The organism is Pseudomonas sp. 5Vm1k, from assembly GCF_056161485.1.
The window spans coordinates 213982-236507 of the sequence record NZ_JBSPCZ010000009.1; the positions used below are offsets into that span (position 1 = coordinate 213982).

Below are 22526 nucleotides of genomic sequence, written 5' to 3' on the forward strand. Positions count from 1 at the left end.
GAGCAAGAAGCGCGTTATGCAGCTGGTTCGAGGCCTCCACAATCTGCGCCCCCAGCATCGGGGCTGTGTCGCCACTATTGGCAACTTTGACGGTGTTCACCGTGGTCACCAGGCTATCCTGGTCAGGCTGCGTGAGCGTGCGCTCGAGTTGGGCGTGCCCAGCTGCGTGGTGATTTTCGAGCCACAGCCGCGGGAATTCTTTGCCCCCGACACCGCGCCAGCGCGTCTGGCCCGGCTGCGGGATAAACTGCAGCTGCTGGCCGACGAAGGCGTTGACCGGGTCCTGTGCCTGGCGTTCAACCAGCGTCTGAGCAAGCTCAGCGCCGCCGAATTCGTCGATACGATTCTGGTGGGCGGCTTGGGCGTGCAGCATCTGGAGGTCGGTGACGACTTCCGTTTCGGTTGCGACCGGGTCGGGGATTTCGATTTCCTGCAACAAGCCGGCGTTCTGCAGGGCTTTACCGTCGAGGCGGCGCAAACCGTCGAGCTGGACGGTATTCGCGTCAGCAGCACCCAGGTGCGTAATGCCTTGGCCGCCGCTGATTTTGCCCTGGCCGAACGCTTGCTCGGTCGTCCGTTCCAGATTACCGGGCGGGTGCTGCATGGCCAGAAGCTGGCGCGCCAGCTCGGTACGCCGACCGCTAATATCCAGCTCAAACGTCGTCGTGTGCCGTTGTCCGGGGTTTACCTGGTCAACGTCGACATCGACGGCAAGACCTGGCCAGGCGTCGCCAATATTGGCGTGCGGCCAACGGTCCAAGGTGATGGCAAGGCCCACCTGGAAGTACATCTTTTAGATTTTGCCGGCGATCTGTATGACCGGCGTTTGACGGTGGTTTTCCACCACAAGCTGCGTGAAGAGCAGCGTTTCGCCTCTCTGGAGGCGCTTAAGACGGCGATCAATGCGGATGTCGCCGCCGCCCGTGCCCTGTCGCACCTAGCGCCAATCGCTAATGAAGAGCCTTAAATGACCGACTATAAAGCCACGCTAAACCTTCCGGACACCGCCTTCCCAATGAAGGCCGGCCTGCCACAGCGCGAACCGCAGATTCTGCAGCGCTGGGACAGTATTGGCCTGTACGGTAAGTTGCGCGAGATTGGCAAGGATCGTCCGAAGTTCGTCCTGCACGACGGCCCTCCGTACGCCAACGGCACGATCCACATCGGTCACGCACTGAACAAGATTCTCAAGGACATGATCATCCGCTCGAAGACCCTGTCGGGTTTCGACGCGCCTTATGTTCCGGGCTGGGACTGCCATGGCCTGCCGATCGAGCACAAAGTCGAAGTGACCCACGGCAAGAACCTGGGCGCGGACAAGACCCGCGAACTGTGCCGTGCCTATGCCACTGAGCAGATCGAAGGTCAGAAATCCGAATTCATCCGTCTGGGCGTGTTGGGCGACTTCGCCAACCCGTACAAGACCATGGACTTCAAAAACGAGGCCGGTGAAATCCGCGCCTTGGCCGAAATCGTCAAGGGCGGTTTCGTGTTCAAGGGCCTCAAGCCTGTGAACTGGTGCTTTGACTGCGGTTCGGCCCTGGCTGAAGCGGAAGTCGAGTACGAAAACAAGAAGTCCTCGACCATCGACGTGGCCTTCCCGATTGCCGACGAAGCCAAACTGGCTGCCGCTTTCGGTCTGGCGTCGCTGGCCAAGCCTGCTTCGATCGTGATCTGGACCACCACCCCGTGGACCATCCCGGCCAACCAGGCGCTGAACGTTCACCCGGAATTCAACTACGCCCTAGTCGACGTCGGCGACAAACTGCTGGTGTTGGCTGAAGAGCTGGTCGAGTCGTGCCTGGCCCGTTACAGCCTGGAAGGTTCGGTCATCGCGACCACCACCGGCAAAGAGCTGGAACTGATCAACTTCCGCCACCCGTTCTATGATCGCTTGTCGCCGGTTTACCTGGCCGAGTACGTGGAACTGGGCGCTGGCACCGGCGTGGTTCACTCCGCACCGGCTTACGGCGTGGACGACTTCGTGACCTGCAAAGCCTACGGCATGGTCAACGATGACATCCTCAACCCGGTTCAAAGTAACGGCGTGTACGTGCCGTCGCTGGAGTTCTTTGGTGGCCAGTTCATCTGGAAAGCCAACCCGGCCATCGTCGACAAGTTGACCGAAGTCGGTGCGCTGCTGCACACCACCGTCATCGAACACAGCTACATGCACTGCTGGCGTCACAAGACTCCGCTGATCTACCGCGCCACCGCGCAGTGGTTCATCGGCATGGACAAAGAGCCTGTCACCGGCGAAACCCTGCGCAAGCGGGCGATCAAAGCCATCGAAGAAACCAAGTTCGTCCCGGCCTGGGGCCAGGCGCGCCTGCACTCAATGATCGCCAACCGTCCAGACTGGTGCATCTCCCGTCAGCGCAACTGGGGCGTGCCGATCCCGTTCTTCCTGAACAAGGAAAGCGGCGAGCTGCACCCACGCACCGCCGAGCTGATGGAAGAAGTTGCCAAGCGCGTCGAAGTCGAAGGCATCGAAGCCTGGTTCAAGATGGACGCCGCCGAACTGCTCGGTGACGAAGCGCCGCTGTACGACAAGATCAGTGATACCCTCGACGTCTGGTTCGATTCGGGCACCACGCACTGGCACGTCCTGCGCGGTTCGCACCCGATGGGCCACGAGACCGGCCCACGCGCCGACCTGTACCTGGAAGGCTCGGATCAACACCGTGGCTGGTTCCACTCGTCGCTGCTGACCGGTTGCGCCATCGACAACCACGCGCCGTACCGCGAATTGCTGACTCACGGCTTCACCGTCGATGAGTCGGGCCGCAAGATGTCCAAGTCGTTGGGCAACGTGATCGCGCCGCAAAAGGTCAATGACACCCTGGGCGCCGACATCATGCGTCTGTGGGTCGCTTCCACCGATTACTCGGGTGAAATGGCCGTTTCCGAGCAGATCCTGCAACGCAGTGCGGACGCCTACCGGCGTATTCGTAACACCGCGCGTTTCCTGCTCTCCAACCTGACCGGTTTCAACCCGGCCACCGACATCCTGCCTGCAGAAGAAATGCTGGCGCTGGACCGTTGGGCCGTGGACCGCACGCTGCTGCTGCAACGCGAGTTGCAAGAGCACTACGGCGAATACCGCTTCTGGAACGTCTACTCCAAGATCCACAACTTCTGCGTGCAGGAGCTGGGCGGTTTCTACCTCGACATCATCAAGGACCGCCAGTACACCACTGGCGCCAACAGCAAGGCCCGCCGTTCGGCGCAAACCGCGCTGTACCACATCAGTGAAGCGCTGGTGCGCTGGATCGCGCCGATCCTGGCGTTCACCGCTGACGAACTGTGGGAATACCTGCCGGGCGAGCGCAACGAATCGGTGATGCTCAACACCTGGTACGAAGGCCTGACCGAATTGCCGGAAAATGTCGAACTGGGCCGCGCCTACTGGGAGCGGATCATGGCGGTGAAGGTTGCGGTCAACAAGGAAATGGAAATCCAGCGCGCGGCCAAGGCCGTCGGTGGCAACCTGCAAGCCGAAGTGACGCTGTTCGCCGAAGAGGCGCTGAGCGCCGACCTGGCCAAGCTGAGCAACGAATTGCGCTTCGTACTGATCACCTCGACCGCCAGCGTTGCGCCGTTCGTGCAAGCGCCGGCCGATGCCGTGGTCACCGAGGTCAGCGGCTTGAAGCTGAAAATCGTCAAGTCGGCCTTCGCCAAGTGCGCCCGTTGCTGGCACTGCCGTGAAGACGTCGGCGTGAACCCGGAGCATCCGGAAATCTGCGGTCGTTGCGTCGACAACATCAGCGGCGCGGGCGAGGTTCGTCACTATGCCTAACGCGGCTGGCCGTTTCGGACGGCTGAGCTGGCTTTGGTTGAGCGTGCTGGTCCTGGTCATTGACCAGGCCAGCAAGTTCTACTTCGAAGGCAAGCTCGAGATGTACCAGCAAATCGTGGTGATCCCCGATTTGTTCAGCTGGACCCTGGCCTACAACACCGGCGCGGCGTTCAGCTTCCTGGCCGACAGTTCTGGCTGGCAGCGTTGGCTGTTTGCCCTGATCGCGGTCGTGGTCAGTGCGGTGCTGGTGGTCTGGCTCAAGCGCCTTGGGCGCAACGAAACCTGGCTGGCCATTGCTCTGGCGTTGGTGCTGGGCGGTGCGCTAGGCAATCTGTACGACCGCATTGCCCTGGGCCATGTGATCGATTTCATTCTGGTGCATTGGCAGAACCGCTGGTATTTCCCGGCGTTCAACTTTGCCGACAGCGCCATCAGCGTCGGGGCCGTGATGCTCGCGCTGGATATGTTCAAAAGTAAGAAAACCGGAGAAACCGTTCATGACTGAACAGGTATTGGCTGAGCAACGCATCCGCCAGAACACGGAAGTCACCTTGCACTTTGCACTGCGCCTGGAGAACGGCGACACAGTCGACAGCACCTTCGATAAAGCCCCGGCGACCTTCAAGGTTGGTGACGGTAACCTGTTGCCAGGTTTCGAAGCGGCACTGTTCGGCTTCAAGGCGGGCGACAAGCGCACGCTGACGATTGCGCCGGAAAACGCTTTTGGCCAGCCGAACCCGCAAAACGTGCAGATCATCCCGCGTTCGCAGTTCAAGGACATGGACCTGTCGCCGGGTTTGCTGGTGATCTTCAACGATGCGGCCAATACTGAGTTGCCCGGTATTGTGAAAGAGTTCGATGATGACCAGGTCACCATCGACTTCAACCATCCGCTGGCTGGCAAGACATTGACCTTTGATGTAGAAATCATCGACGTCAAATCGCTGTAACTTGTGGGAGCGGGCTTGTGTGGCGAGGGGGCTTGCTCCCGTTGGGGCGCGAAGCACCCCCAAAACCGGCCTCCGCGATTCTGAATGAGTCTGCGGTGAATGGTTTACGATTGCTGCGCAATCGAACGGGGGCGAGCCCCCTCGCCACAACAAGCCCGCTCCCACATTAAAGTTTTTCACTGTTTTCGCTATTTCTTGCGCGCAAGACACGAGGCACAGAATGCAAATCAAACTCGCCAACCCCCGTGGCTTCTGCGCCGGCGTGGACCGGGCGATCGAAATCGTCAACCGCGCCCTGGAAGTCTTCGGGCCGCCGATCTATGTGCGCCACGAAGTGGTCCACAACAAATTCGTCGTCGAAGACCTGCGTTCCCGTGGGGCAATCTTCGTTGAGGAACTGGATCAGGTGCCGGACGACGTTATCGTGATCTTCAGTGCCCACGGCGTTTCCCAGGCCGTACGTACCGAAGCCGCCGGCCGTGGCCTGAAAGTATTCGATGCCACCTGCCCGCTGGTGACCAAAGTGCACATCGAAGTGGCGCGCTACAGCCGCGACGGTCGTGAATGCATCCTGATCGGCCATGCCGGTCACCCGGAAGTCGAAGGCACCATGGGCCAGTACGATGGCAGCAATGGTGGCGCGATTTACCTGGTCGAAGACGAAAAAGACGTCGCCACGCTGCATGTGCAGAATCCTGAGAAACTGGCGTTCGTAACCCAGACCACCTTATCCATGGACGACACCAGCCGCGTCATTGATGCCCTGCGTGCACGTTTCCCGGCCATTGGTGGTCCGCGCAAGGACGACATTTGCTACGCCACGCAAAACCGTCAAGACGCGGTCAAGCAACTGGCCGACGAGTGCGACGTGGTATTGGTGGTGGGCAGCCCAAACAGCTCCAACTCCAATCGCCTGCGTGAACTGGCCGAGCGCATGGCCACCCCGGCTTACCTGATCGACGGCGCCGAAGACCTGCAAAAGAGCTGGTTCGATGGTGTCGAGCGCATTGGCATCACCGCTGGCGCCTCCGCACCTGAAGTGCTGGTGCGTGGCGTGATCCAGCAATTACAGGCCTGGGGCGCTACCGGTGCCGATGAACTGGCCGGTCGCGAGGAGAACATTACCTTCTCCATGCCTAAAGAGTTGCGCGTGCGTTCTTTGCTTTAAGCCTTTTCTCTTGCGCACACAGCGCCTGTTCAACTTTTTGGTTGTTCAGGCGCACGCGCCCCGTCGCGGCCAGTACCACTTGCATGTGGCTGACCGGTTCGCGGGCTGCGCAGAGGTGCAATGTCCCCGCCTGAAAGGCCCGACCGGGCATCAACGGTTCGCCTAAAGGGCTGAAGCGAACAAAACTGCTGACACTCCAATTGCCGACAATCGGCACCCGAGCGTCACTCGCGCGCTCGACCAGGAGCGGGTTAGTACTGTCTTCAGCCCCCTTGCCACTGATATCCAGAATAATTCGCCAACCCTGACTCCAATCGCCATTGATACCGTGGATCACCGCGCTCTGGTTATGCGTGAGGGCTGCGGTCCTGGCATTACGTATACCGCTGATCAGCGACTGCGCCGCCACCTCCCGATGGTTCGATTCGGCGAGCGCGGCAAACGCCGGACTGACCAACAGCAGAACAATCCCGGCAATTGCCAGTCCCATAAGCAGTTCGATCAGGCTGAAGCCTTGCTGATGCATGGTTTTCCCTCCGTGGAGTGCAGCGGTTCGCGCAATCCTTGCGCGAGTAATGCCAAAACAACCGTACATCTGCCGGTCGAATGTTCTAGCGTGTAGAAGCAGGTATAGCCGACGGCAACGGAGGGCACCGATGGATCATCGTACAAAAGGTTTCACGCTGGTCGAGGTGCTGATCACGCTCGCGGTTTTTCTGATCTTGATCACGATGGCTGTCCCGATGTTTACCCGTTCGGTGCAAGGCACCCGAGCCGATACCGAGATTGGCGACTTGCAGCGCGGACTCAATTACGCACGGCTGGAAGCCATCGACCGCGGCGTCACCACGCGTCTGCGCCCGACCGCGGGTGGCAGCGTCTGGACCGGAGAACTGACGGTCTACGACAGTACGGGCACCCCGGCCAATGTATTGCGGGTTGTTCCAGCGATGAGCAGCGGTGCGACTCTAACGCTAACCTCAGGAGTAACCGCCATCGATTTCAACAATCTTGGCGGTTTGTCGGCACCGTCTACGGCGGTGGTGATCACTTATGTATTAGGGGCGCAAAGCAGAACGCTGAATGTGTGTCTGAACGGACGGATTCTATTGGGTGGAAGTTGCGGATGAGGCAATGGAGCAAGCGTGCACAGGAGGGCATGACGCTGATCGAGGTATTGGTCGCGTTGGTGATTCTGACCGTGGGGCTGCTGGGGGCGGCGGCGATTCAGCTGAATGCGCTCAAGTACACTGACAGTTCGCGAATGACCAGCCAGGCGAGTTTTATCGCCTACGACATGATGGACCGCATCCGCGCCAACTCCGGCGCCGACTACACCGTCACGCCTCCAACCTCGGGCAACCCGAGCGTCACCCGGGATCAGGACCTCTACGATTTCACCACCAATATCGTCAACTTTGGCGGTGCCAGCGCCACCGGCAGCGTGACGTTGAACCTGCGGGTGTACACCATCACCATCACCTGGGATGACTCACGAGCCGCCAACGCCACCAACTCGCGCCGCAGTTTCGTCCTGACCAGTCGTGCCACCGCCGACCCGGTGACGACACCATGAAGCATTCCAGCCGAGGTTTCGGCCTGATCGAATTGATGGTTGCCCTGGTGTTGAGCCTGGTGGTGGTGCTGGGCGTGGCGCAGATCTTCATCTCGGCCAAGAACACTTATGTCAGCCAGAACACCGCCGCCGGGATGCAGGAGGATGCGCGGTTCGTGTTGAGCAAGATGATTCAGGAAATCCGTATGGTTGGCATGTTTGGTTGCCTGGGGACGGTGACTGACGCCAGTTCTACCGGCGACTTCAACGCCAGTCAGATCGCGCCGATCAGTTGGGACAATGCCAATCTCAAGCTCACCCTGGTCACGGCCGACGTGGGCAGCGGCGGCGGTACGCCCACCTGGACCGTGCTCTCCGATTGCCGAAACAGCGCCACTGCTTACACTGGCCTGCGGGCGCCGGCCTCCGGGCAAATGGCGTTCCCGATCCGGCGGCTGATCTACAGCTTTAGTAACAACCAGTTGTTGATGGGCGTCGGCAGCGGCACACCTACCCAAGCGGTGCTGGTCAATAACGTCAGTGCATTCAACGTGTCTTTCGGTGTCGCCACGAGTACCAGTGATGTGGCGGCTTCCAGTTACAGCACCAATCCGGCCAACCCCGCGCTGATACGCAGTGTGCGCCTGACCCTGACACTGACCGACCCGAACAATCGCGTGCGCAATCAAACCTTCAACGTGGTTGCCGCTTTGCGCAACCGGCTTCAGTAGGGGTGCGCCGGATGAGAACCCCGACAAACACGCCAAAAAGCCAACAGGGCATGGCCTTGTTGATCAGTCTGGTGTTTCTGTTGCTGCTGACGCTGATCGGTATTTCGTCGATGCAGAACGCGACCCTCCAGGAAAAAATGGCCGGCAGCGTGACCTTGCGCAATCAGTCCTTTCAACTGGCCGAGGCAAATTTGCGCATTGGTGAAAGCGCCGTGCAGTTGGCGACCTATACGCTGGCGGTTTGCGGTACGACGGCTCAATGCGCGCCGCCAACTGAATCGTCAACGGTGACCGGTGCCGGGCTCAACTCCACGTCAGGGGTCACCTGGATCGCCGCTGGCGGCGGCTTTTATGGGGTGCAGAACATCGGCACCACGCTGACCGCCGTGAATGTGCCGAGCAATACCTCGGCGACGCTGTATCGGATCACGGCGGTGGGAATCGTGGGCAACAATGTTCGCAGTGTAGTGGAGAGCATCTATGCCAAGTATTGATGCTCGTGGTGGCTGGCGCCGAGCCTGGATGCAGGTGCTTTTCGGCGCATTGCTGAGCCTGTATCTGGCGGCGCCGGCCTATGCCTTTACGCCATCGGACTCACCGCTGTTGAGCGCTGCCGCCGTGCCGCCGAACGTGATGCTGCTGATTGACGATTCGGGGAGCATGAACACCATCATTTATGCGGCGGGATTCGATCCGACGGTCAGTCGAACCCCGGCCAGGCAATGCAACGCCTTTATCAGCTTGTGTTTGAGTTCGTCCGACATCGTCGGTGATTCGATCTTCCTGTCCAGCCTGCCGACCTCCGGTTGTTCCGGCGGCGCCTACGCGTTCTACAACAACAGCCTGACCCCGTTGTGTCTCAAGCTTCCCGACCCGGTCGGCAATGGCAACACCCGTTACACCGATGACTACCTTTCCTACGTAGTAAGCCTGGCAATTAACGGCGGCACTCGTGACTTCACCACTGGCGCGATTCCCAACGACTATCGAGTCAACGTAGCGCGTAACGTTTCCACAGCGCTGGTGACCAGTAATCGGGGCCTGCGTATTGGCTTGGCGACCTTCAATCCGCCTACCAGCAACAACTCCGCCAATGGCGGTTTTATCGCGCGCTCCATCAGCGATCTGGCAGCCGTCAGCGGTAGCGTCACCCAAGCCCAGGCCGATACCAACTACAACGCCCTGATCAGCGCAATCAACGGGCTCAGCGCCATCGCTAACACGCCACTGGCCGAAACCTACTACGAAATCACCCGTTACTTTCGCGGCATGGCGCCGTACTACAACTCGACACCGACAACCTACACAAGCCCGATCCAGTACCGTTGCCAGAAGAACTACGGCGTGGTCATCACCGACGGCCTGCCGACATACGATCGAACGTTCCCGTCCAACGATCCATTGGGTGGCAGCCGTTTGCCCAACTGGGACGGAATCAACAACGACGGTAATAACATCAATGGCGACGATGAGGGCGACACCCTGTATCTGGACGACATCGCCAAATTCGCCTTCGACATCGACATGCGTTCGACCGGCACGGACCTGGCGGGTAAAAGCTGGACCGCAGCGGATTTCCCCAAGCAGAGCATGAACACCTACACCGTGGGCTTCACCTCGGCCAACCAGATGTTGTCGGATGCGGCCGCTTACGGCCAAGGCCTGTATTACCAGGCAAACGACGCCGCCGGCCTGAACACTGCACTGTCTTCCGCCCTGAGCAACATCACCTCCAAGGCTGGTTCGGGCGGTAGCGGTGTCACCAGCAGCAGCACCCTGAGCAGCGGCTCAAGTTACTTCCAGACCACTTATGACCCCAAGGACTGGCGCGGGACGATCAAGGCCTACGGCTTCACGGCCAGCGGCTCGGTGAACACGGCGTCGGTGCTATGGAGTACCGATACGGCCATCGTGCCCGGCGCCACGGCGCCGACCTACCAGTCCTGGAATACCCTGACCAACGCCGCGATTACCCTGGCCTACGGCAATTTTTCCCCGGCCCAGCAAACGTCACTCGGCCTGAGCCTGCCGACCGGGATTGTCGGTAATGATCTGGTGGAGTGGAGCAAGGGCACCAACAAGACTGGCCTGAAAGTGCGCACGGTTTTACTGGGTGACATCATCAATTCGCCCCTCGCACTGGCTTCTCCCACGGATCAGACCGCTTCGGACCTCGTGGGCGACTCCACCTACACCACCTATCTGGCGACCAAAGCGGCCAACATGAGCGCCAGCCTGGTGGTCAACGCCAACGACGGCTTTCTCAGCGTCATCAACGCCGCCAATGGCACCCGACGTTATGCCTACATGCCGTCCAGCGTACTGCCATCGTTGCGCTACATCGCCGATCCCACCTACATCAACGGCGTGAGCCACAAGTTTTTGGTGGACGGCCAGGTCGGCGTGTTCGACATGCAACTCAGCAGTGCCTGGAAAACCCTGGCCCTGGGCGGAGTAGGGGCGGGCGGCAAGACGTTCTATGCGGTGCAATTGTTCGACGCGTCGGCGGGTAACGTCTTCAAGGCGCTATGGGAGATCAGCGCACCGACCACGGCCAACACGGCGAACGTTTTCAATGATCTGGGTTATGCCTACGCCCGCCCCGAAGTGGCACGCTTGGCCGATGGGCGTTGGGCGGCCTTCATCTCCAACGGCTACGGGAGTAATTCGGGTGTAGCTGCGTTGTATGTGGTGGATGTGCGCGACGGTTCGCTGATCAAGAAAATCGTCGTCGACAGCACGGAAACCACCAATGGTTTGTCTTCGGTCAAGCTCAGGGTCAATTCGCAGAACGTGGTGCAAGCCGCTTATGGTGGCGACCTGAAAGGGCGTCTGTGGAAGTTCGACCTGAGCGGCGCCACGACTGACACTTGGGGCGTAGCGTTTTCCGGCAAGCCGCTGTTCACGACCCCGGGTGGCGCCACTCAGCCAATTACCGTGCAACCGCTGCTGGCGGACAATTCCCTGGGCGGCAAACAAGTGTTTTTCGGCACCGGGAAATTCAATGAGACGGCGGACAAGACCAACAAGGATCTTCAGGCATTTTATTCGGTGTGGGATGCCGATGGCGGGTCTGGCCAGCTTACCGTCTCGAGTTTGCAGGCCCAGGCAGTGACCGGATTGGTCGCCGGCAGCGCTGGCGGGCAATTCATCACCACGAGCCAGAATGAAACGACGTACCCGGCAGAGAAGGGCTGGTACCTGCCGCTGGTGTACAACAGCGTGCTGATCGGTGAGCGGGTGATCAATCAGGCCAGCCTGACAGCCGGCCGGGTCGTGTTCACCACCGCCAGCGTCGATACCACCGACCCCTGTGCCAGTTTCGGTACCGGCAAACTGGTCGAGCTGGATGCATTCAGCGGTAAGATGCTCAATTACGCGGTGCTTGATACCAATGGCGACGCAGTGGTCGACAGTTCGGATTCGATCTCCAGCGGGGTGATTTTCACCGGGGGGATTCCGACCTTGAACGCGATCATCAACAATGCAGCCCGCAAGATTGTGAACGACTCTAGCGGGGGCATCACCTCCCTGGTGGAGAAACCCGGCGGTGGCGGCAGCCGTCGCATCATGTGGCGACAAATACAGTAAGTGAGAGTTGAGGCATGCGCAGATCCAACCGAGGTTTTACCCTGATCGAAATCATGATCGTGATTGCGATCATCGGTATCGTCATCACCATTGGCTACCCGAGCCTCACCGAATACGTGAAAAAAGGCCGTCGCGCCGAAGTTGCCGGGCTGCTTTCCGAGCAGGCGCAGATTCTTGAGCGGTTCTATTCGAAAAATAACCTTTATACCGGCATCACGGGCCTTAGCACTGGCAACGATTACTACACCATTACGCCGACCATCACTGATCAGACCTTTGTGGTGACGGCAGTGCGCAAGGCGGGCACATCCATGGCTACTGACAAGTGTGGGGACTTCACCATCACCAACACCGGTGTCCGAGGCATGGTCAACGCCACGGCCGGGCTGGTCACCAAGGATTGCTGGGGCCGCTGAGTTACTTTTTCGGGCGCTTTTTGCGCCCTCTGTCTATTGAACGGTTGGATCAGAACATGAGCAGTCAACAGCAAGTGGTGATTGTCGGCGGCGGGGTGATCGGCCTGCTGACGGCATTCAATCTCGCGTCCGAAGTGCAGAGCGTCGTGTTGCTGGATCGCTCGAACGTTGGTCAGGAGTCTTCCTGGGCCGGGGGTGGCATCGTTTCGCCGCTTTATCCGTGGCGCTACAGCCCGGCAGTCACGGCGTTGGCTCACTGGTCTCAGGATTTTTATCCACAGCTGGGCGAGCGGTTGTTTGCTGCCACCGGTGTTGACCCCGAAGTGCACACCACCGGGCTGTATTGGCTGGACCTGGATGACGAGGCTGAAGCGCTGGCTTGGGCCGAGCGAGAAAATCGCCCGCTGCGGGCTGTGGATATCTCGGCGGCCCATGACGCCGTGCCCGTGCTGGGTGGCGGTTTCTCCCGGGCGATTTACATGGCTGACGTGGCCAATGTGCGTAACCCGCGGCTGGTGAAGTCTTTGAAGGCGGCACTGTTGGCACTGCCGAACGTGACGATCCATGAACAGTGTGAAGTCAGCGGGTTTATCCGTGAAGGCGACACCGTGGTTGGGGTGCAGACGTCAACAGGGCCTGTTCTTGGTGATCAAGTGGTACTGACCGCAGGTGCCTGGAGCGGCGACTTGCTGAAAAGCCTCGGTCTGGCGTTGCCGGTCGAGCCAGTCAAAGGCCAGATGATCCTCTACAAATGCGACGCAGACTTTTTGCCGAGCATGGTCCTGGCCAAGGGCCGTTATGCGATTCCGCGCCGTGACGGGCATATTTTGATCGGCAGCACGCTGGAACACGAAGGGTTCGACAAGACTCCGACCGAGTCAGCGCTGGAAAGCCTCAAGGCCTCGGCCGTGGAGTTGATTCCGGCGTTGGCGGAGGCCGAGGTGGTGGGGCACTGGGCTGGCTTGCGGCCGGGTTCACCGGAAGGCATTCCCTATATTGGCCGGGTGCCGGGGTTTGCCGGGCTCTGGCTTAACTGCGGGCATTACCGTAATGGGCTGGTGCTGGCACCGGCGTCGTGTCAGTTGTTTGCTGATGTGATGTTGGGGCGAGAGCCGATTATTGATCCAGCGCCGTATGCGCCGGTTGGGCGAATCTAAGGCGACAGTCAAAAGATCGCAGCCTTCGGCAGCTCCTACAGAGGAATGCGTTCTCCTGTAGGAGCTGCCGAAGGCTGCGATCTTTTCAATCCAACCCCAATTTCTTCAGCCTGTAACGCATCGACCGAAACGACAAATTCAACCGCTGCGCCGCCGCCGTACGGTTCCAGCGGGTTTCTTCCAGGGCCTGGAGGATGAGTTTGCGTTCGACGTTTTCCAGGTAGTGTTCCAGGTTGTCGATTTGCGTCAGGTCCGGCACGCCCGTTTCGGCGGTGCAGTTGCCTTCGGCCAGACGCAAGTCACTGGCTTCGATCTGTTTGTTCTCGCACAAGGTATGCGCCCGTTCGAGCATGTTCTCCAGCTCCCGAACATTGCCCGGGAAGCGGTAGTTTTTCAGTGCTTCGATGGCTTGCGGGTGCAGTGTGGCGGCGGGTTGGCCGGTGCCAGCGGCCAAACGCTTGAGTACATGGCTGGCCAGTGTCTCGATATCGTCCCGGCGTTCACGCAAGGGCGGGACCCGCAGCTCGATCACATTGAGCCGGTAGTACAAATCCTGGCGGAAACGTTCGGCGCTGACCTCCGCGTCGAGATCTTTATGGGTGGCGCAGAGAATGCGCACGTCGACCACGGTTTCCTGCTGACCGCCGACACTGCGCACGGCTTTTTCCTGAATCGCCCGCAGCAGTTTGACCTGCATCGCCAGTGGCAAATCAGCCACTTCGTCGAGAAACAAAGTGCCGCCATGGGCTGCCTGGAACAGTCCGGGGTTGTCTTCGATGGCACCGCTGAAGCTGCCTTTGCGATGGCCGAAGAATTCGCTTTCCATCAATTCCGACGGGATCGCCCCGCAGTTGACCGGGACGAAGGGCCGGCTGGCGCGCGGGCCCTGTTCGTGGATCAGCCTGGCGACCAACTCCTTGCCGCTGCCGGATTCGCCGCTGATGTACACCGGTGCCTGGCTGCGGGCCAGTTTGTCGATTTGTTTGCGCAGGCTGCGCATCGGCATTGAATCACCCAGTAACCGGCGATCACTGGCAGTGCTCGCGCCGCCCGGCGCCGGCAGGCGCAGAGCGCTGGTGACCAGTTCCCGCAACCGGGTGAGGTCCACCGGTTTGGTCAGGAAGTCGAAAGCGCCGGCCTTGAGGGCGTTGATGGCCGTTTCCAGGCTGCCGTAGGCGGTGATCATCGCCACCGGCACTTGGGAATAGCGTTGCTGGATGTGCTGCACCAGCTCCAGGCCAGTACCGTCGGGCAGGCGCATGTCGGTCAGGCACAGATCGAATGTTTCCCGGCCCAGCAGCGCCTGGGCTTCGCCGAGGTTGCGGGCACTGAAGGTGTCGAGTTTCATCCGTCCCAGGGTGATTTCCAGGAGTTCGCGGATATCCGGTTCGTCGTCGACGATCAGGACTTTTTGCCGTGGGCTCATGTTCAACTTTGTTTCCGTCCGTGTGCAAAGGTGATGCGAAAGCAGCCGCCGCCTTGGCGTGGTTTGAAGTCTAGGCGGGCCTGGTTGCTTTCGCACAACTCACGGGACAGATAAAGCCCCAGGCCAGTGCCCTGGCTACTGGTGGTGAAAAAGGGTTCGAACAGATGCGCCTGTTGGTCCGGGGCCACGCCGGGACCGTTATCCAGCACCTCCAGCACCGGCAATTGGCTGTCAGCGTCGACAAACAGCTCAAGCCAGACCTCGGCCGTTTCATGGGTCAAGGCGCTGTGGCGCCAGGCATTGCGCAACAAATTGTCGAGAATTTGCGTCAGTTGATTCGGGTCCATCAACGTTTTGAAGTCGCCAGAGCCGATGTATAGGTGAATCTGCTGGCGTTCGGTCGCGGCCTCACGGGTTTCGGCGACGAACTGTTCGAGCCACGGCTTCAGATCGAGCCGTTGCGGTGTAGTTTGCTGGCGGCGGGACAGTTGCAAGACGTTTTCGATAACCCGATTCATTCGCTGAGAGTGATCTTGGATAATCTGGGTCAGACGTCGATCCGCACCGTTCAGTTCCTCGGATTCCTGCAGCAACTGCGCGGCATGACTAACGGCGCCCAGCGGATTGCGGATCTCATGGGCGATGCCGGCGGTCAGTCGCCCCAGGGACGCGAGTTTCAGTTGCTGAGCCTGTTGGGCGATTTGGGCGAGGTCTTCGAGAAAGACCAGGGTTTGATGGTGCGGGCTTTGGTCCAGGGCAATGAAGCTCGGTTGCAACTCTAGACCGGAGCGGGCGACTTTCAGGCTCTGGGGGCGCAAGGTCGGGTTGTTGAGCCACAGGTGCAGGCGTTCGACCAGGAGCGGTGAGTAATCATCGATCAACTGGCCGTCCAGACGTTCCTGGCCCAGCAGGGACAGGGCACTGTGGTTGGCCAATTGCACTCGCCGCTGGTCGTCGAGCACCAGGATGCCGGTGCGCATGCGTTGCAGAATCAGTGCGTTGAGGGCTTCAAGGCCGACCACTTCACTGGCCCGCTGCTCGGCGAGGTGTTCGCTGACTTCCAGGCGCCGGATCAGGCCTTGCACCAGCAACGCCGCAGCAAAGCACAAGGCGCCGAGGGTGCCGGCTTGCAGGTAATCGCTGGGGCTGGTGGGACGAGTGAAGCTCAGCAGGAAACTCAAGCCGACGATGCCAATGGCCGCGACCGCCGCAATCAGCAGGCCGATACGCCCGCGCAACAAAGTGTTGCCGATGGCCACCGAGACGATCAGCAAGTTGCCGATGGCGCTGGCCACGCCGCCGGCGGCATAGAACAGGCCACACAACAACAGTACGTCGACCAGGGTCAGGCTAAACAACTGCACCGGGCGCCGGGTGTTTTCCAGGAAAACCACCAGCAGGATGTTCAGCACCAGGTACAACCAGCTGCCACTGCGCAGCAGGTCGTTATTGGCAAGCGTCAGCAACTGGTTGTCCATGTTGCTGGAAATCAGCAGCACCAGGGTGATACCGACGCTTAAGCGGTAGAGGTGATAGAGGCGCAGCAGTCGCTGGGCCTGTTTGCTGCCGGGGCTGGAAGCCTCAGCGAGCACTGGAACCCGGGCCTTGCTCAAGGTGAGCCTGGCTGCAATACCACTGTTGTTGAAGGCTCAGCGCACGGTCGCGGGGCAGGTGCACGCCACAGTGGGCGCAGCGAACCATCGGTGCTGCTTCCAGTTCTGCGTTGGGGCGGGCGACGGATGCCGAGCCCTTGAACTTGCGCCAAAACCATACCGCAGCGGCAATCAGGGCGATCCAGAACAGTAAACGGAGCATGGCGGGCTGCTTTATGAATGATGATCAGGCAGTTTAGCCAAGGACATGACAGGCGCACAGCGTAAAAAGCGCTCCGCAAAAAAAGGGCAATAAAAAGGGAGACTCAAGAGTCTCCCTTTTTGCACAACCTGTGGTGTCAGTCGAACACACCGAAGGTCATGTAGCTGAACCACGAGCGGTCGCTGTTGTTGCCTTCCGCTTCGTGTTGCTCTTCCTCGATCACGTCGCCGTTTTCATCTTTAGGCTTGAGATCGTTCGGAATCGAGTCTTTCGCGTCCTGGAACTGCTTCTGCACGTCCTGGTTGGCGCGGGTTTCGCCCGGCGGCAGCGGCGGACGGGATTCGATCAGGCCCAGGGTGGCCTTGCTCAGCCACGAACGGTTGTCCGCTTCGTCGACCGACGGCTTGAACTGGCCGTCCACCAGACTTGGGTGGTTCGGGTAGTTGAGTTTCAGGGTTTCGAGGCTGGTGTTGGCCAGTTCGTCCAGGTGCAGACGCTGGTAGGCCTCGACCATTACCGCCAGGCCGTCACCGACCGATGGGGTTTCCTGGAAGTTTTCCACGACATAACGACCACGGTTCGCGGCGGCGACGTAGGCCTGACGGGTCAGGTAGTAGTCGGCGACGTGAATTTCGTAGGAGGCCAGCAGGTTGCGCAGGTAAATCATGCGCTGCTTGGCATCCGGCGAGTAGCGGCTGTTCGGGTAGCGGCTGGTCAGCTGGGCGAACTCGTTGTACGAGTCGCGGGCAGCACCCGGGTCACGCTTGGTCATGTCCAGCGGCAGGAAGCGCGCCAGCAGGCCGACGTCCTGGTCAAAGGAGGTCAGACCTTTCAGGTAATACGCGTAATCCACGTTCGGATGCTGTGGGTGCAAACGAATGAAACGCTCAGCGGCAGACTTCGCAGCCTCAGGCTCGGCGTTTTTGTAGTTGGCGTAGATGAGCTCGAGTTGAGCCTGATCTGCGTAGCGTCCGAACGGATAACGCGACTCCAGGGCCTTCAGCTTGGCTGTGGCGCTGGTGTAGCTATTATTGTCCAGGTCGGTCTGAGCCTGCTGGTACAGCTCGACTTCGCTAAGGTTTTCGTCTACGACTTCCTTCGATGAGCAAGCAGCGGTCAATGCGAGGATGGCGATCAGCAGCAGGTGTTTCACTTGCATGGCGGCTTGCGTCCCTATGACGGCCGCTGTCTTGGGCGGGGCCGTCCTGTTATGATGAGCGCCCCGTTGAATAGCCTCGGGGCAAAAGACGCCGTATTTAACCACAAGCGCGCAGCCGAAACCAAAGGCTGTGCCGACGCCTAGTCTGAGCATGTCCGATAAAATTGAACTTCGCGCAGAGGTGCCGTCCGAATTGGGCGGCCAACGCCTCGATCAAGTCGCCGCACAATTATTCGCTGAGCACTCGCGCTCGCGCCTTTCCGCCTGGATCAAAGACGGCCGCCTGACTGTGGATGGGGCGGTTATCCGCCCGCGAGACATTGTTCATGGTGGTGCCATTCTTGAACTCACTGCCGAGCAGGAAGCTCAAGGCGAATGGATCGCTCAGGACATCGAGCTGGACATCGTCTATGAAGATGACGACATCCTGGTGATCAACAAGCCTGCGGGCCTGGTGGTGCATCCGGCTGCCGGCCACGCTGATGGCACCTTGCTCAACGCCTTGCTGCACCACGTGCCGGACATCATCAATGTGCCCCGCGCCGGTATCGTGCATCGCCTGGACAAGGACACCACCGGTCTGATGGTGGTGGCCAAGACCATTCAAGCGCAGACGCAGCTGGTTACACAGTTGCAGAGCCGCAGCGTCAGCCGGATCTACGAGTGCATCGTGATCGGTGTGGTCACCGCCGGCGGCAAGATCAACGCGCCGATCGGTCGTCACGGCCAGCAACGCCAGCGTATGGCGGTGATGGAAGGTGGCAAGCAAGCCGTCAGCCACTATCGCGTGCTCGAGCGTTTCCGCTCCCACACTCATGTGCGGGTAAAGCTGGAAACCGGTCGTACGCACCAGATTCGTGTGCACATGGCCCACATCAACTACCCGTTGGTCGGAGATCCTGCCTATGGCGGTCGTTTCCGCATCCCGCCGGCAGCCAGTGTGACCATGGTCGAATCGTTGAAGGCGTTTCCGCGTCAGGCACTGCACGCGCGGTTCCTGGAGCTGGATCATCCGACCACCGGTAAGCGCATGAGCTGGGAATCGCCATTGCCGGACGATTTCGTCTGGTTGCTGACCCTGCTCAAGCAAGACCGTGAGGCGTTCATCGGATGAGTGACTGGCTGATTCCCGACTGGCCTGCGCCTGCCGGGGTGAAAGCCTGCGTCACCACCCGTGCGGGCGGCGTCAGTCTGGCGCCGTTCGACAGCCTCAATCTCGGCGATCACGTCGATGACAACCCCGAAGCCGTGGCCGAAAACCGCCGTCGCCTCACCGATCATTTCGCTATTCAACCGGCCTGGCTGCAACAGGTTCACGGCATTGTCGTGGCTCATGCAGACCCCAGTCAGGTAGTCACTGCCGACGCCAGTTGGACGCAAACCCCCGGTATTGCCTGTGCGGCGATGACTGCCGATTGCCTGCCCGCATTGTTTTGCGATCGTGCCGGTACTCGCGTTGCTGCGGCTCATGCCGGTTGGCGCGGGCTGGCTGCTGGTGTCCTTGAGGCCACGCTCGACAGCCTGGCCGTGGCGCCGGAAGACGTGCTGGTCTGGCTTGGCCCGGCCATTGGCCCGCAAGCCTTCGAAGTCGGCCCGGAAGTACGGGAAGTCTTCATTCAGCAACTGCCCGAGTCGGCCAAAGCCTTCGTCCCGAGCCAGAACGCCGGCAAGTTCATGGCCGACATCTATGCACTGGCGCGTTTGCGTCTGGCGGCCCGTGGTGTCACCGCTGTTTATGGTGGCGGTTTTTGCACCGTGACCGATCCTCGCTTCTTTTCTTACCGCCGCAGTCCGCGCACCGGTCGGTTTGCCTCCCTGATCTGGCTCGAACGCTAGAATTAGCTGACCTGCATCAACGTCACGACGCTTGAAACTCCCAGAATCGACCGCATCTATAGCGGTATCTGGCAGGTTTCTTCATTCAGGATGGTTTCTTAGGTCCGGCCTGCTCAAAAGGAAGGTGACCCATGCGTATAGACCGTTTAACCAGCAAATTGCAGTTAGCCCTATCCGACGCCCAATCCCTGGCCGTCGGCCTCGATCATCCGGGCATTGAACCGGCGCACTTGATGCAAGCGATGCTTGAACAACAGGGTGGTTCGATCAAACCTCTGTTGATGCAAGTGGGCTTTGACGTCAACAGCCTGCGCAAAGAGCTGACCAAAGAGCTCGACCAGCTCCCGAAAATCCAGAACCCGACCGGCGACGTCAATATGTCGCAGGATTTGGCGCGTCTGCTCAATCAGGCGGATCGCCTGGCCCAGCAGAAGGGTGATCAGTTCATCTCCAGCGAACTGGTGTTGCTCGCCGCCATGGACGACAACAGCAAGCTCGGCAAATTACTGCTTGGCCAGGGCGTGAGTAAAAAAGCCCTGGAAAACGCGATCAATAACCTGCGTGGCGGCGAAGCGGTCAATGACGCCAACCACGAGGAGTCGCGTCAGGCTCTGGATAAATACACCGTCGACCTGACCAAGCGTGCCGAAGAAGGCAAGCTCGACCCGGTGATCGGCCGTGACGACGAAATTCGCCGGACCATTCAGGTCCTGCAACGCCGTACCAAGAACAACCCGGTGCTGATCGGCGAGCCTGGCGTGGGTAAAACCGCCATTGCCGAAGGCCTGGCCCAACGCATCATCAACGGCGAAGTGCCGGACGGCCTCAAAGGCAAGCGCCTGTTGTCCCTGGACATGGGCTCGCTGATTGCCGGTGCCAAGTACCGTGGCGAGTTCGAAGAACGCCTCAAATCCCTGCTCAATGAGCTGTCGAAGCAGGAAGGGCAGATCATTCTGTTCATCGACGAGCTGCACACCATGGTCGGCGCCGGTAAAGGCGAAGGCTCGATGGACGCCGGCAACATGCTAAAACCGGCATTGGCACGCGGCGAACTGCACTGCGTTGGCGCAACCACGCTCAACGAGTACCGCCAATATATAGAGAAGGATGCGGCCCTCGAGCGACGCTTCCAGAAAGTACTGGTGGAAGAACCGAGCGAAGAAGACACCATCGCGATCCTGCGTGGCCTCAAAGAGCGTTATGAGGTTCACCACAAGGTGGCGATCACCGACGGCGCGATTATCGCGGCGGCCAAGCTGAGCCACCGCTACATCACCGACCGTCAGTTGCCGGACAAGGCCATCGACCTGATCGACGAGGCCGCCAGCCGCATCCGCATGGAGATCGACTCCAAGCCGGAAGTGCTGGACCGTCTGGAGCGTCGCTTGATTCAGCTCAAGGTGGAATCCCAGGCGCTGAAGAAAGAAAGCGACGAAGCGGCGATTAAACGCCTGGAAAAACTCCAGGAAGAAATCGTCCGTCTTGAGCGCGAATATTCGGACCTCGAGGAAATCTGGAGCTCGGAGAAAGCCGAAGTCCAGGGATCGGCGCAGATCCAGCAGAAAATCGAACAGTCCCGTCAGGAACTGGAAGCTGCCCGCCGCAAAGGCGACCTGAACCGCATGGCCGAGCTGCAATACGGGATCATCCCGGACCTGGAGCGCAGCCTGCAAATGGTCGACCAGCACGGCAAGAGCGAAAACCAGTTGCTGCGCAGTAAGGTGACTGAAGAAGAGATCGCTGAGGTCGTGTCGAAGTGGACCGGTATTCCGGTGTCGAAAATGCTCGAAGGCGAGCGCGACAAGCTGATGAAGATGGAAAGCCTGTTGCACCAACGTGTAATCGGCCAGAACGAAGCGGTGATCGCGGTTTCTAACGCGGTGCGGCGTTCACGGGCCGGGTTGTCCGATCCGAATCGTCCGAGTGGTTCGTTCATGTTCCTCGGCCCGACCGGTGTCGGTAAAACCGAGCTGTGCAAGGCGCTGGCCGAGTTCCTCTTCGATACTGAGGAGGCGATGATTCGCATCGACATGTCCGAGTTCATGGAGAAACATTCCGTGGCTCGACTGATCGGCGCGCCACCAGGCTACGTAGGCTATGAAGAGGGCGGTTACCTGACCGAGGCGGTGCGTCGCAAGCCTTACTCGGTGATCCTCCTGGATGAGGTCGAGAAGGCCCACCCGGACGTGTTCAACATCTTGCTGCAAGTGTTGGAAGATGGCCGACTGACCGACAGCCATGGCCGCACGGTGGATTTCAAAAACACCGTGATCGTCATGACCTCCAACCTGGGGTCGGTACAGATCCAGGAACTGGTGGGTGATCGTGAAGCGCAACGCGCGGCGGTTATGGACGCGATTTCCACGCACTTCCGGCCGGAGTTCATCAACCGGGTCGACGAAGTGGTGATCTTCGAGCCGTTGGCGCGGGATCAGATCGCGGGTATCACCGAGATCCAGTTGGGTCGTCTGCGCAGTCGCCTGACCGAGCGTGAGCTGAAACTGGAGCTCAGCCCTGAGGCGATGGATAAGTTGATCGCCGTCGGCTACGACCCGGTGTATGGCGCACGGCCGCTCAAACGAGCGATCCAGCGCTGGATCGAGAACCCGCTGGCGCAGCTGATTCTGTCCGGTCGTTTCATGCCGGGCGAGACCGCCGTCGGCAAAGTGGAAAACGACGAAATCGTTTTCGACTGAGTCGTAATGCCAGTGAAATAAAGAAGGCCTCGCATTGCGAGGCCTTTTTTTCGCCAGGCTGTTGAACTGAAAGGAAAAGGCTTGTAAAGTGCGCCCCGCAGTAAGTCACCCGGAAGGGTTTCTGCTCCCCAAGCAGAAATCTGAAATAAGTTGCAAATCATTAACTTGAATGCAATTTAGGGGGTTGACAGAGGTGCTTAAGATTGTAGAATAGCGCGCCTCAGACA

Annotated in this window: 20 protein-coding genes; 15 read left to right on the top strand and 5 right to left on the bottom strand. The window is 59.8% G+C overall.

The genetic code is table 11. The annotated features are described in order from the left end of the window. The first annotated feature begins 16 nt into the window (after positions 1-16). The 5 genes from ribF (at position 17) to ispH (ending at position 5917) form a co-directional block, all read left to right on the top strand. On the top strand, positions 17-967 hold the full coding sequence (ribF, locus tag ACWIKB_RS19380) for a bifunctional riboflavin kinase/FAD synthetase (protein ID WP_475268882.1): 951 nt from the start codon (positions 17-19) through the stop codon (positions 965-967). After that, on the top strand, positions 968-3799 hold the full coding sequence (gene ileS, locus ACWIKB_RS19385; RefSeq protein WP_475268883.1) for an isoleucine--tRNA ligase: 2832 nt from the start codon (positions 968-970) through the stop codon (positions 3797-3799). After that, positions 3792-4304: a signal peptidase II gene (gene lspA, locus ACWIKB_RS19390; RefSeq protein ID WP_149661026.1), complete on the top strand. Its 513-nt coding sequence runs from the start codon at positions 3792-3794 to the stop codon at positions 4302-4304. The genes ileS and lspA overlap by 8 nt, the downstream gene beginning before the upstream one ends. A 7-nt stretch (positions 4305-4311) precedes the next feature. Further along, on the top strand, positions 4312-4749 hold the full coding sequence (fkpB, locus tag ACWIKB_RS19395; RefSeq protein ID WP_178117499.1) for an FKBP-type peptidyl-prolyl cis-trans isomerase: 438 nt from the start codon (positions 4312-4314) through the stop codon (positions 4747-4749). A gap of 220 nt (positions 4750-4969) precedes the next feature. Then, complete coding sequence (gene ispH, locus ACWIKB_RS19400; protein WP_475268884.1) at positions 4970-5917, top strand: 4-hydroxy-3-methylbut-2-enyl diphosphate reductase; 948 nt, start codon at positions 4970-4972, stop codon at positions 5915-5917. Here the strand turns inward: ispH and ACWIKB_RS19405 are convergent. Beyond that, complete coding sequence (locus tag ACWIKB_RS19405) at positions 5886-6443, bottom strand: GspH/FimT family pseudopilin (RefSeq protein ID WP_475268885.1); 558 nt, start codon at positions 6441-6443, stop codon at positions 5886-5888. The two genes, ispH and ACWIKB_RS19405, sit on opposite strands and share 32 nt — an antisense overlap. 130 nt (positions 6444-6573) lie before the next feature. Between ACWIKB_RS19405 and ACWIKB_RS19410 the strand changes: the two genes are divergently transcribed. The 7 genes from ACWIKB_RS19410 to thiO are packed head-to-tail and all read left to right on the top strand — an operon-like array spanning position 6574 to position 13367. After that, positions 6574-7047: a GspH/FimT family pseudopilin gene (locus ACWIKB_RS19410; protein ID WP_475268886.1), complete on the top strand. Its 474-nt coding sequence runs from the start codon at positions 6574-6576 to the stop codon at positions 7045-7047. Continuing rightward, a complete protein-coding gene (pilV, locus tag ACWIKB_RS19415; protein WP_475268887.1) occupies positions 7044-7493 on the top strand; it encodes a type IV pilus modification protein PilV in 450 nt (149 codons plus the stop codon). Before ACWIKB_RS19410 ends, pilV begins: the two co-directional genes overlap by 4 nt. After that, positions 7490-8203: a PilW family protein gene (locus ACWIKB_RS19420; protein WP_475268888.1), complete on the top strand. Its 714-nt coding sequence runs from the start codon at positions 7490-7492 to the stop codon at positions 8201-8203. Before pilV ends, ACWIKB_RS19420 begins: the two co-directional genes overlap by 4 nt. Before the next feature lie 11 nt (positions 8204-8214). Beyond that, the gene (locus ACWIKB_RS19425; RefSeq protein WP_475268889.1) at positions 8215-8697 is read left to right on the top strand and encodes a pilus assembly PilX family protein; all 483 of its coding nucleotides are present in this window, start codon (positions 8215-8217) and stop codon (positions 8695-8697) included. Next, positions 8684-11794, top strand: coding sequence for a pilus assembly protein (locus tag ACWIKB_RS19430; RefSeq protein WP_475268890.1), 3111 nt, complete (start codon positions 8684-8686; stop codon positions 11792-11794). Before ACWIKB_RS19425 ends, ACWIKB_RS19430 begins: the two co-directional genes overlap by 14 nt. A 14-nt stretch (positions 11795-11808) precedes the next feature. Further along, a complete protein-coding gene (locus ACWIKB_RS19435) occupies positions 11809-12210 on the top strand; it encodes a type IV pilin protein (protein WP_475268891.1) in 402 nt (133 codons plus the stop codon). Between the two features lie 56 nt (positions 12211-12266). Next, positions 12267-13367 carry a glycine oxidase ThiO gene (thiO, locus tag ACWIKB_RS19440; RefSeq protein ID WP_475268892.1) on the top strand — a complete coding sequence of 367 codons (1101 nt, stop codon included), beginning with the start codon at positions 12267-12269 and terminating at the stop codon, positions 13365-13367. 85 nt (positions 13368-13452) lie between these two features. Here the strand turns inward: thiO and ACWIKB_RS19445 are convergent, their stop codons facing one another. The 4 genes from ACWIKB_RS19445 to ACWIKB_RS19460 form a co-directional block, all read right to left on the bottom strand. Next, on the bottom strand, positions 13453-14793 hold the full coding sequence (locus tag ACWIKB_RS19445; RefSeq protein WP_475268893.1) for a sigma-54-dependent transcriptional regulator: 1341 nt from the start codon (positions 14791-14793) through the stop codon (positions 13453-13455). Between the two features lie 2 nt (positions 14794-14795). Beyond that, positions 14796-16385, bottom strand: a complete 1590-nt coding sequence (locus ACWIKB_RS19450) for a sensor histidine kinase (protein WP_475268894.1) — start codon at positions 16383-16385, stop codon at positions 14796-14798. Continuing rightward, complete coding sequence (locus tag ACWIKB_RS19455; RefSeq protein WP_475268895.1) at positions 16375-16608, bottom strand: PP0621 family protein; 234 nt, start codon at positions 16606-16608, stop codon at positions 16375-16377. Before ACWIKB_RS19455 ends, ACWIKB_RS19450 begins: the two co-directional genes overlap by 11 nt. 136 nt (positions 16609-16744) lie before the next feature. Further along, positions 16745-17767 carry an outer membrane protein assembly factor BamD gene (locus tag ACWIKB_RS19460; protein WP_475268896.1) on the bottom strand — a complete coding sequence of 341 codons (1023 nt, stop codon included), beginning with the start codon at positions 17765-17767 and terminating at the stop codon, positions 16745-16747. A gap of 151 nt (positions 17768-17918) precedes the next feature. Here ACWIKB_RS19460 and rluD point away from each other — a divergent pair, with 151 nt between their 5' ends. From rluD to clpB, 3 genes are all read left to right on the top strand, one after another. Beyond that, positions 17919-18881, top strand: coding sequence for a 23S rRNA pseudouridine(1911/1915/1917) synthase RluD (gene rluD / locus ACWIKB_RS19465; protein ID WP_007942311.1), 963 nt, complete (start codon positions 17919-17921; stop codon positions 18879-18881). Beyond that, on the top strand, positions 18878-19603 hold the full coding sequence (gene pgeF / locus ACWIKB_RS19470; RefSeq protein ID WP_475268897.1) for a peptidoglycan editing factor PgeF: 726 nt from the start codon (positions 18878-18880) through the stop codon (positions 19601-19603). Before rluD ends, pgeF begins: the two co-directional genes overlap by 4 nt. A 131-nt stretch (positions 19604-19734) precedes the next feature. Beyond that, positions 19735-22299 carry an ATP-dependent chaperone ClpB gene (gene clpB, locus ACWIKB_RS19475; protein ID WP_475268898.1) on the top strand — a complete coding sequence of 855 codons (2565 nt, stop codon included), beginning with the start codon at positions 19735-19737 and terminating at the stop codon, positions 22297-22299. The last annotated feature ends 227 nt before the right edge of the window (positions 22300-22526 follow it).

What these genes read in the sequence shown, in the direction of transcription:
- ribF (WP_475268882.1), top strand. Translation starts at nt 17, where the DNA reads ATGCAGCTGGTTCGAGGCCTCCACAATCTGCGCCCCCAGCATCGGGGC.
- ileS (WP_475268883.1), top strand. Translation starts at nt 968, where the DNA reads ATGACCGACTATAAAGCCACGCTAAACCTTCCGGACACCGCCTTCCCA.
- lspA (WP_149661026.1), top strand. Translation starts at nt 3,792, where the DNA reads ATGCCTAACGCGGCTGGCCGTTTCGGACGGCTGAGCTGGCTTTGGTTG.
- ispH (WP_475268884.1), top strand. Translation starts at nt 4,970, where the DNA reads ATGCAAATCAAACTCGCCAACCCCCGTGGCTTCTGCGCCGGCGTGGAC.
- ACWIKB_RS19405 (WP_475268885.1), bottom strand. Translation starts at nt 6,443, where the DNA reads ATGCATCAGCAAGGCTTCAGCCTGATCGAACTGCTTATGGGACTGGCA.
- ACWIKB_RS19410 (WP_475268886.1), top strand. Translation starts at nt 6,574, where the DNA reads ATGGATCATCGTACAAAAGGTTTCACGCTGGTCGAGGTGCTGATCACG.
- pilV (WP_475268887.1), top strand. Translation starts at nt 7,044, where the DNA reads ATGAGGCAATGGAGCAAGCGTGCACAGGAGGGCATGACGCTGATCGAG.
- ACWIKB_RS19420 (WP_475268888.1), top strand. Translation starts at nt 7,490, where the DNA reads ATGAAGCATTCCAGCCGAGGTTTCGGCCTGATCGAATTGATGGTTGCC.
- ACWIKB_RS19425 (WP_475268889.1), top strand. Translation starts at nt 8,215, where the DNA reads ATGAGAACCCCGACAAACACGCCAAAAAGCCAACAGGGCATGGCCTTG.
- ACWIKB_RS19430 (WP_475268890.1), top strand. Translation starts at nt 8,684, where the DNA reads ATGCCAAGTATTGATGCTCGTGGTGGCTGGCGCCGAGCCTGGATGCAG.
- ACWIKB_RS19435 (WP_475268891.1), top strand. Translation starts at nt 11,809, where the DNA reads ATGCGCAGATCCAACCGAGGTTTTACCCTGATCGAAATCATGATCGTG.
- thiO (WP_475268892.1), top strand. Translation starts at nt 12,267, where the DNA reads ATGAGCAGTCAACAGCAAGTGGTGATTGTCGGCGGCGGGGTGATCGGC.
- ACWIKB_RS19445 (WP_475268893.1), bottom strand. Translation starts at nt 14,793, where the DNA reads ATGAGCCCACGGCAAAAAGTCCTGATCGTCGACGACGAACCGGATATC.
- ACWIKB_RS19455 (WP_475268895.1), bottom strand. Translation starts at nt 16,608, where the DNA reads ATGCTCCGTTTACTGTTCTGGATCGCCCTGATTGCCGCTGCGGTATGG.
- ACWIKB_RS19460 (WP_475268896.1), bottom strand. Translation starts at nt 17,767, where the DNA reads ATGCAAGTGAAACACCTGCTGCTGATCGCCATCCTCGCATTGACCGCT.
- rluD (WP_007942311.1), top strand. Translation starts at nt 17,919, where the DNA reads ATGTCCGATAAAATTGAACTTCGCGCAGAGGTGCCGTCCGAATTGGGC.
- pgeF (WP_475268897.1), top strand. Translation starts at nt 18,878, where the DNA reads ATGAGTGACTGGCTGATTCCCGACTGGCCTGCGCCTGCCGGGGTGAAA.
- clpB (WP_475268898.1), top strand. Translation starts at nt 19,735, where the DNA reads ATGCGTATAGACCGTTTAACCAGCAAATTGCAGTTAGCCCTATCCGAC.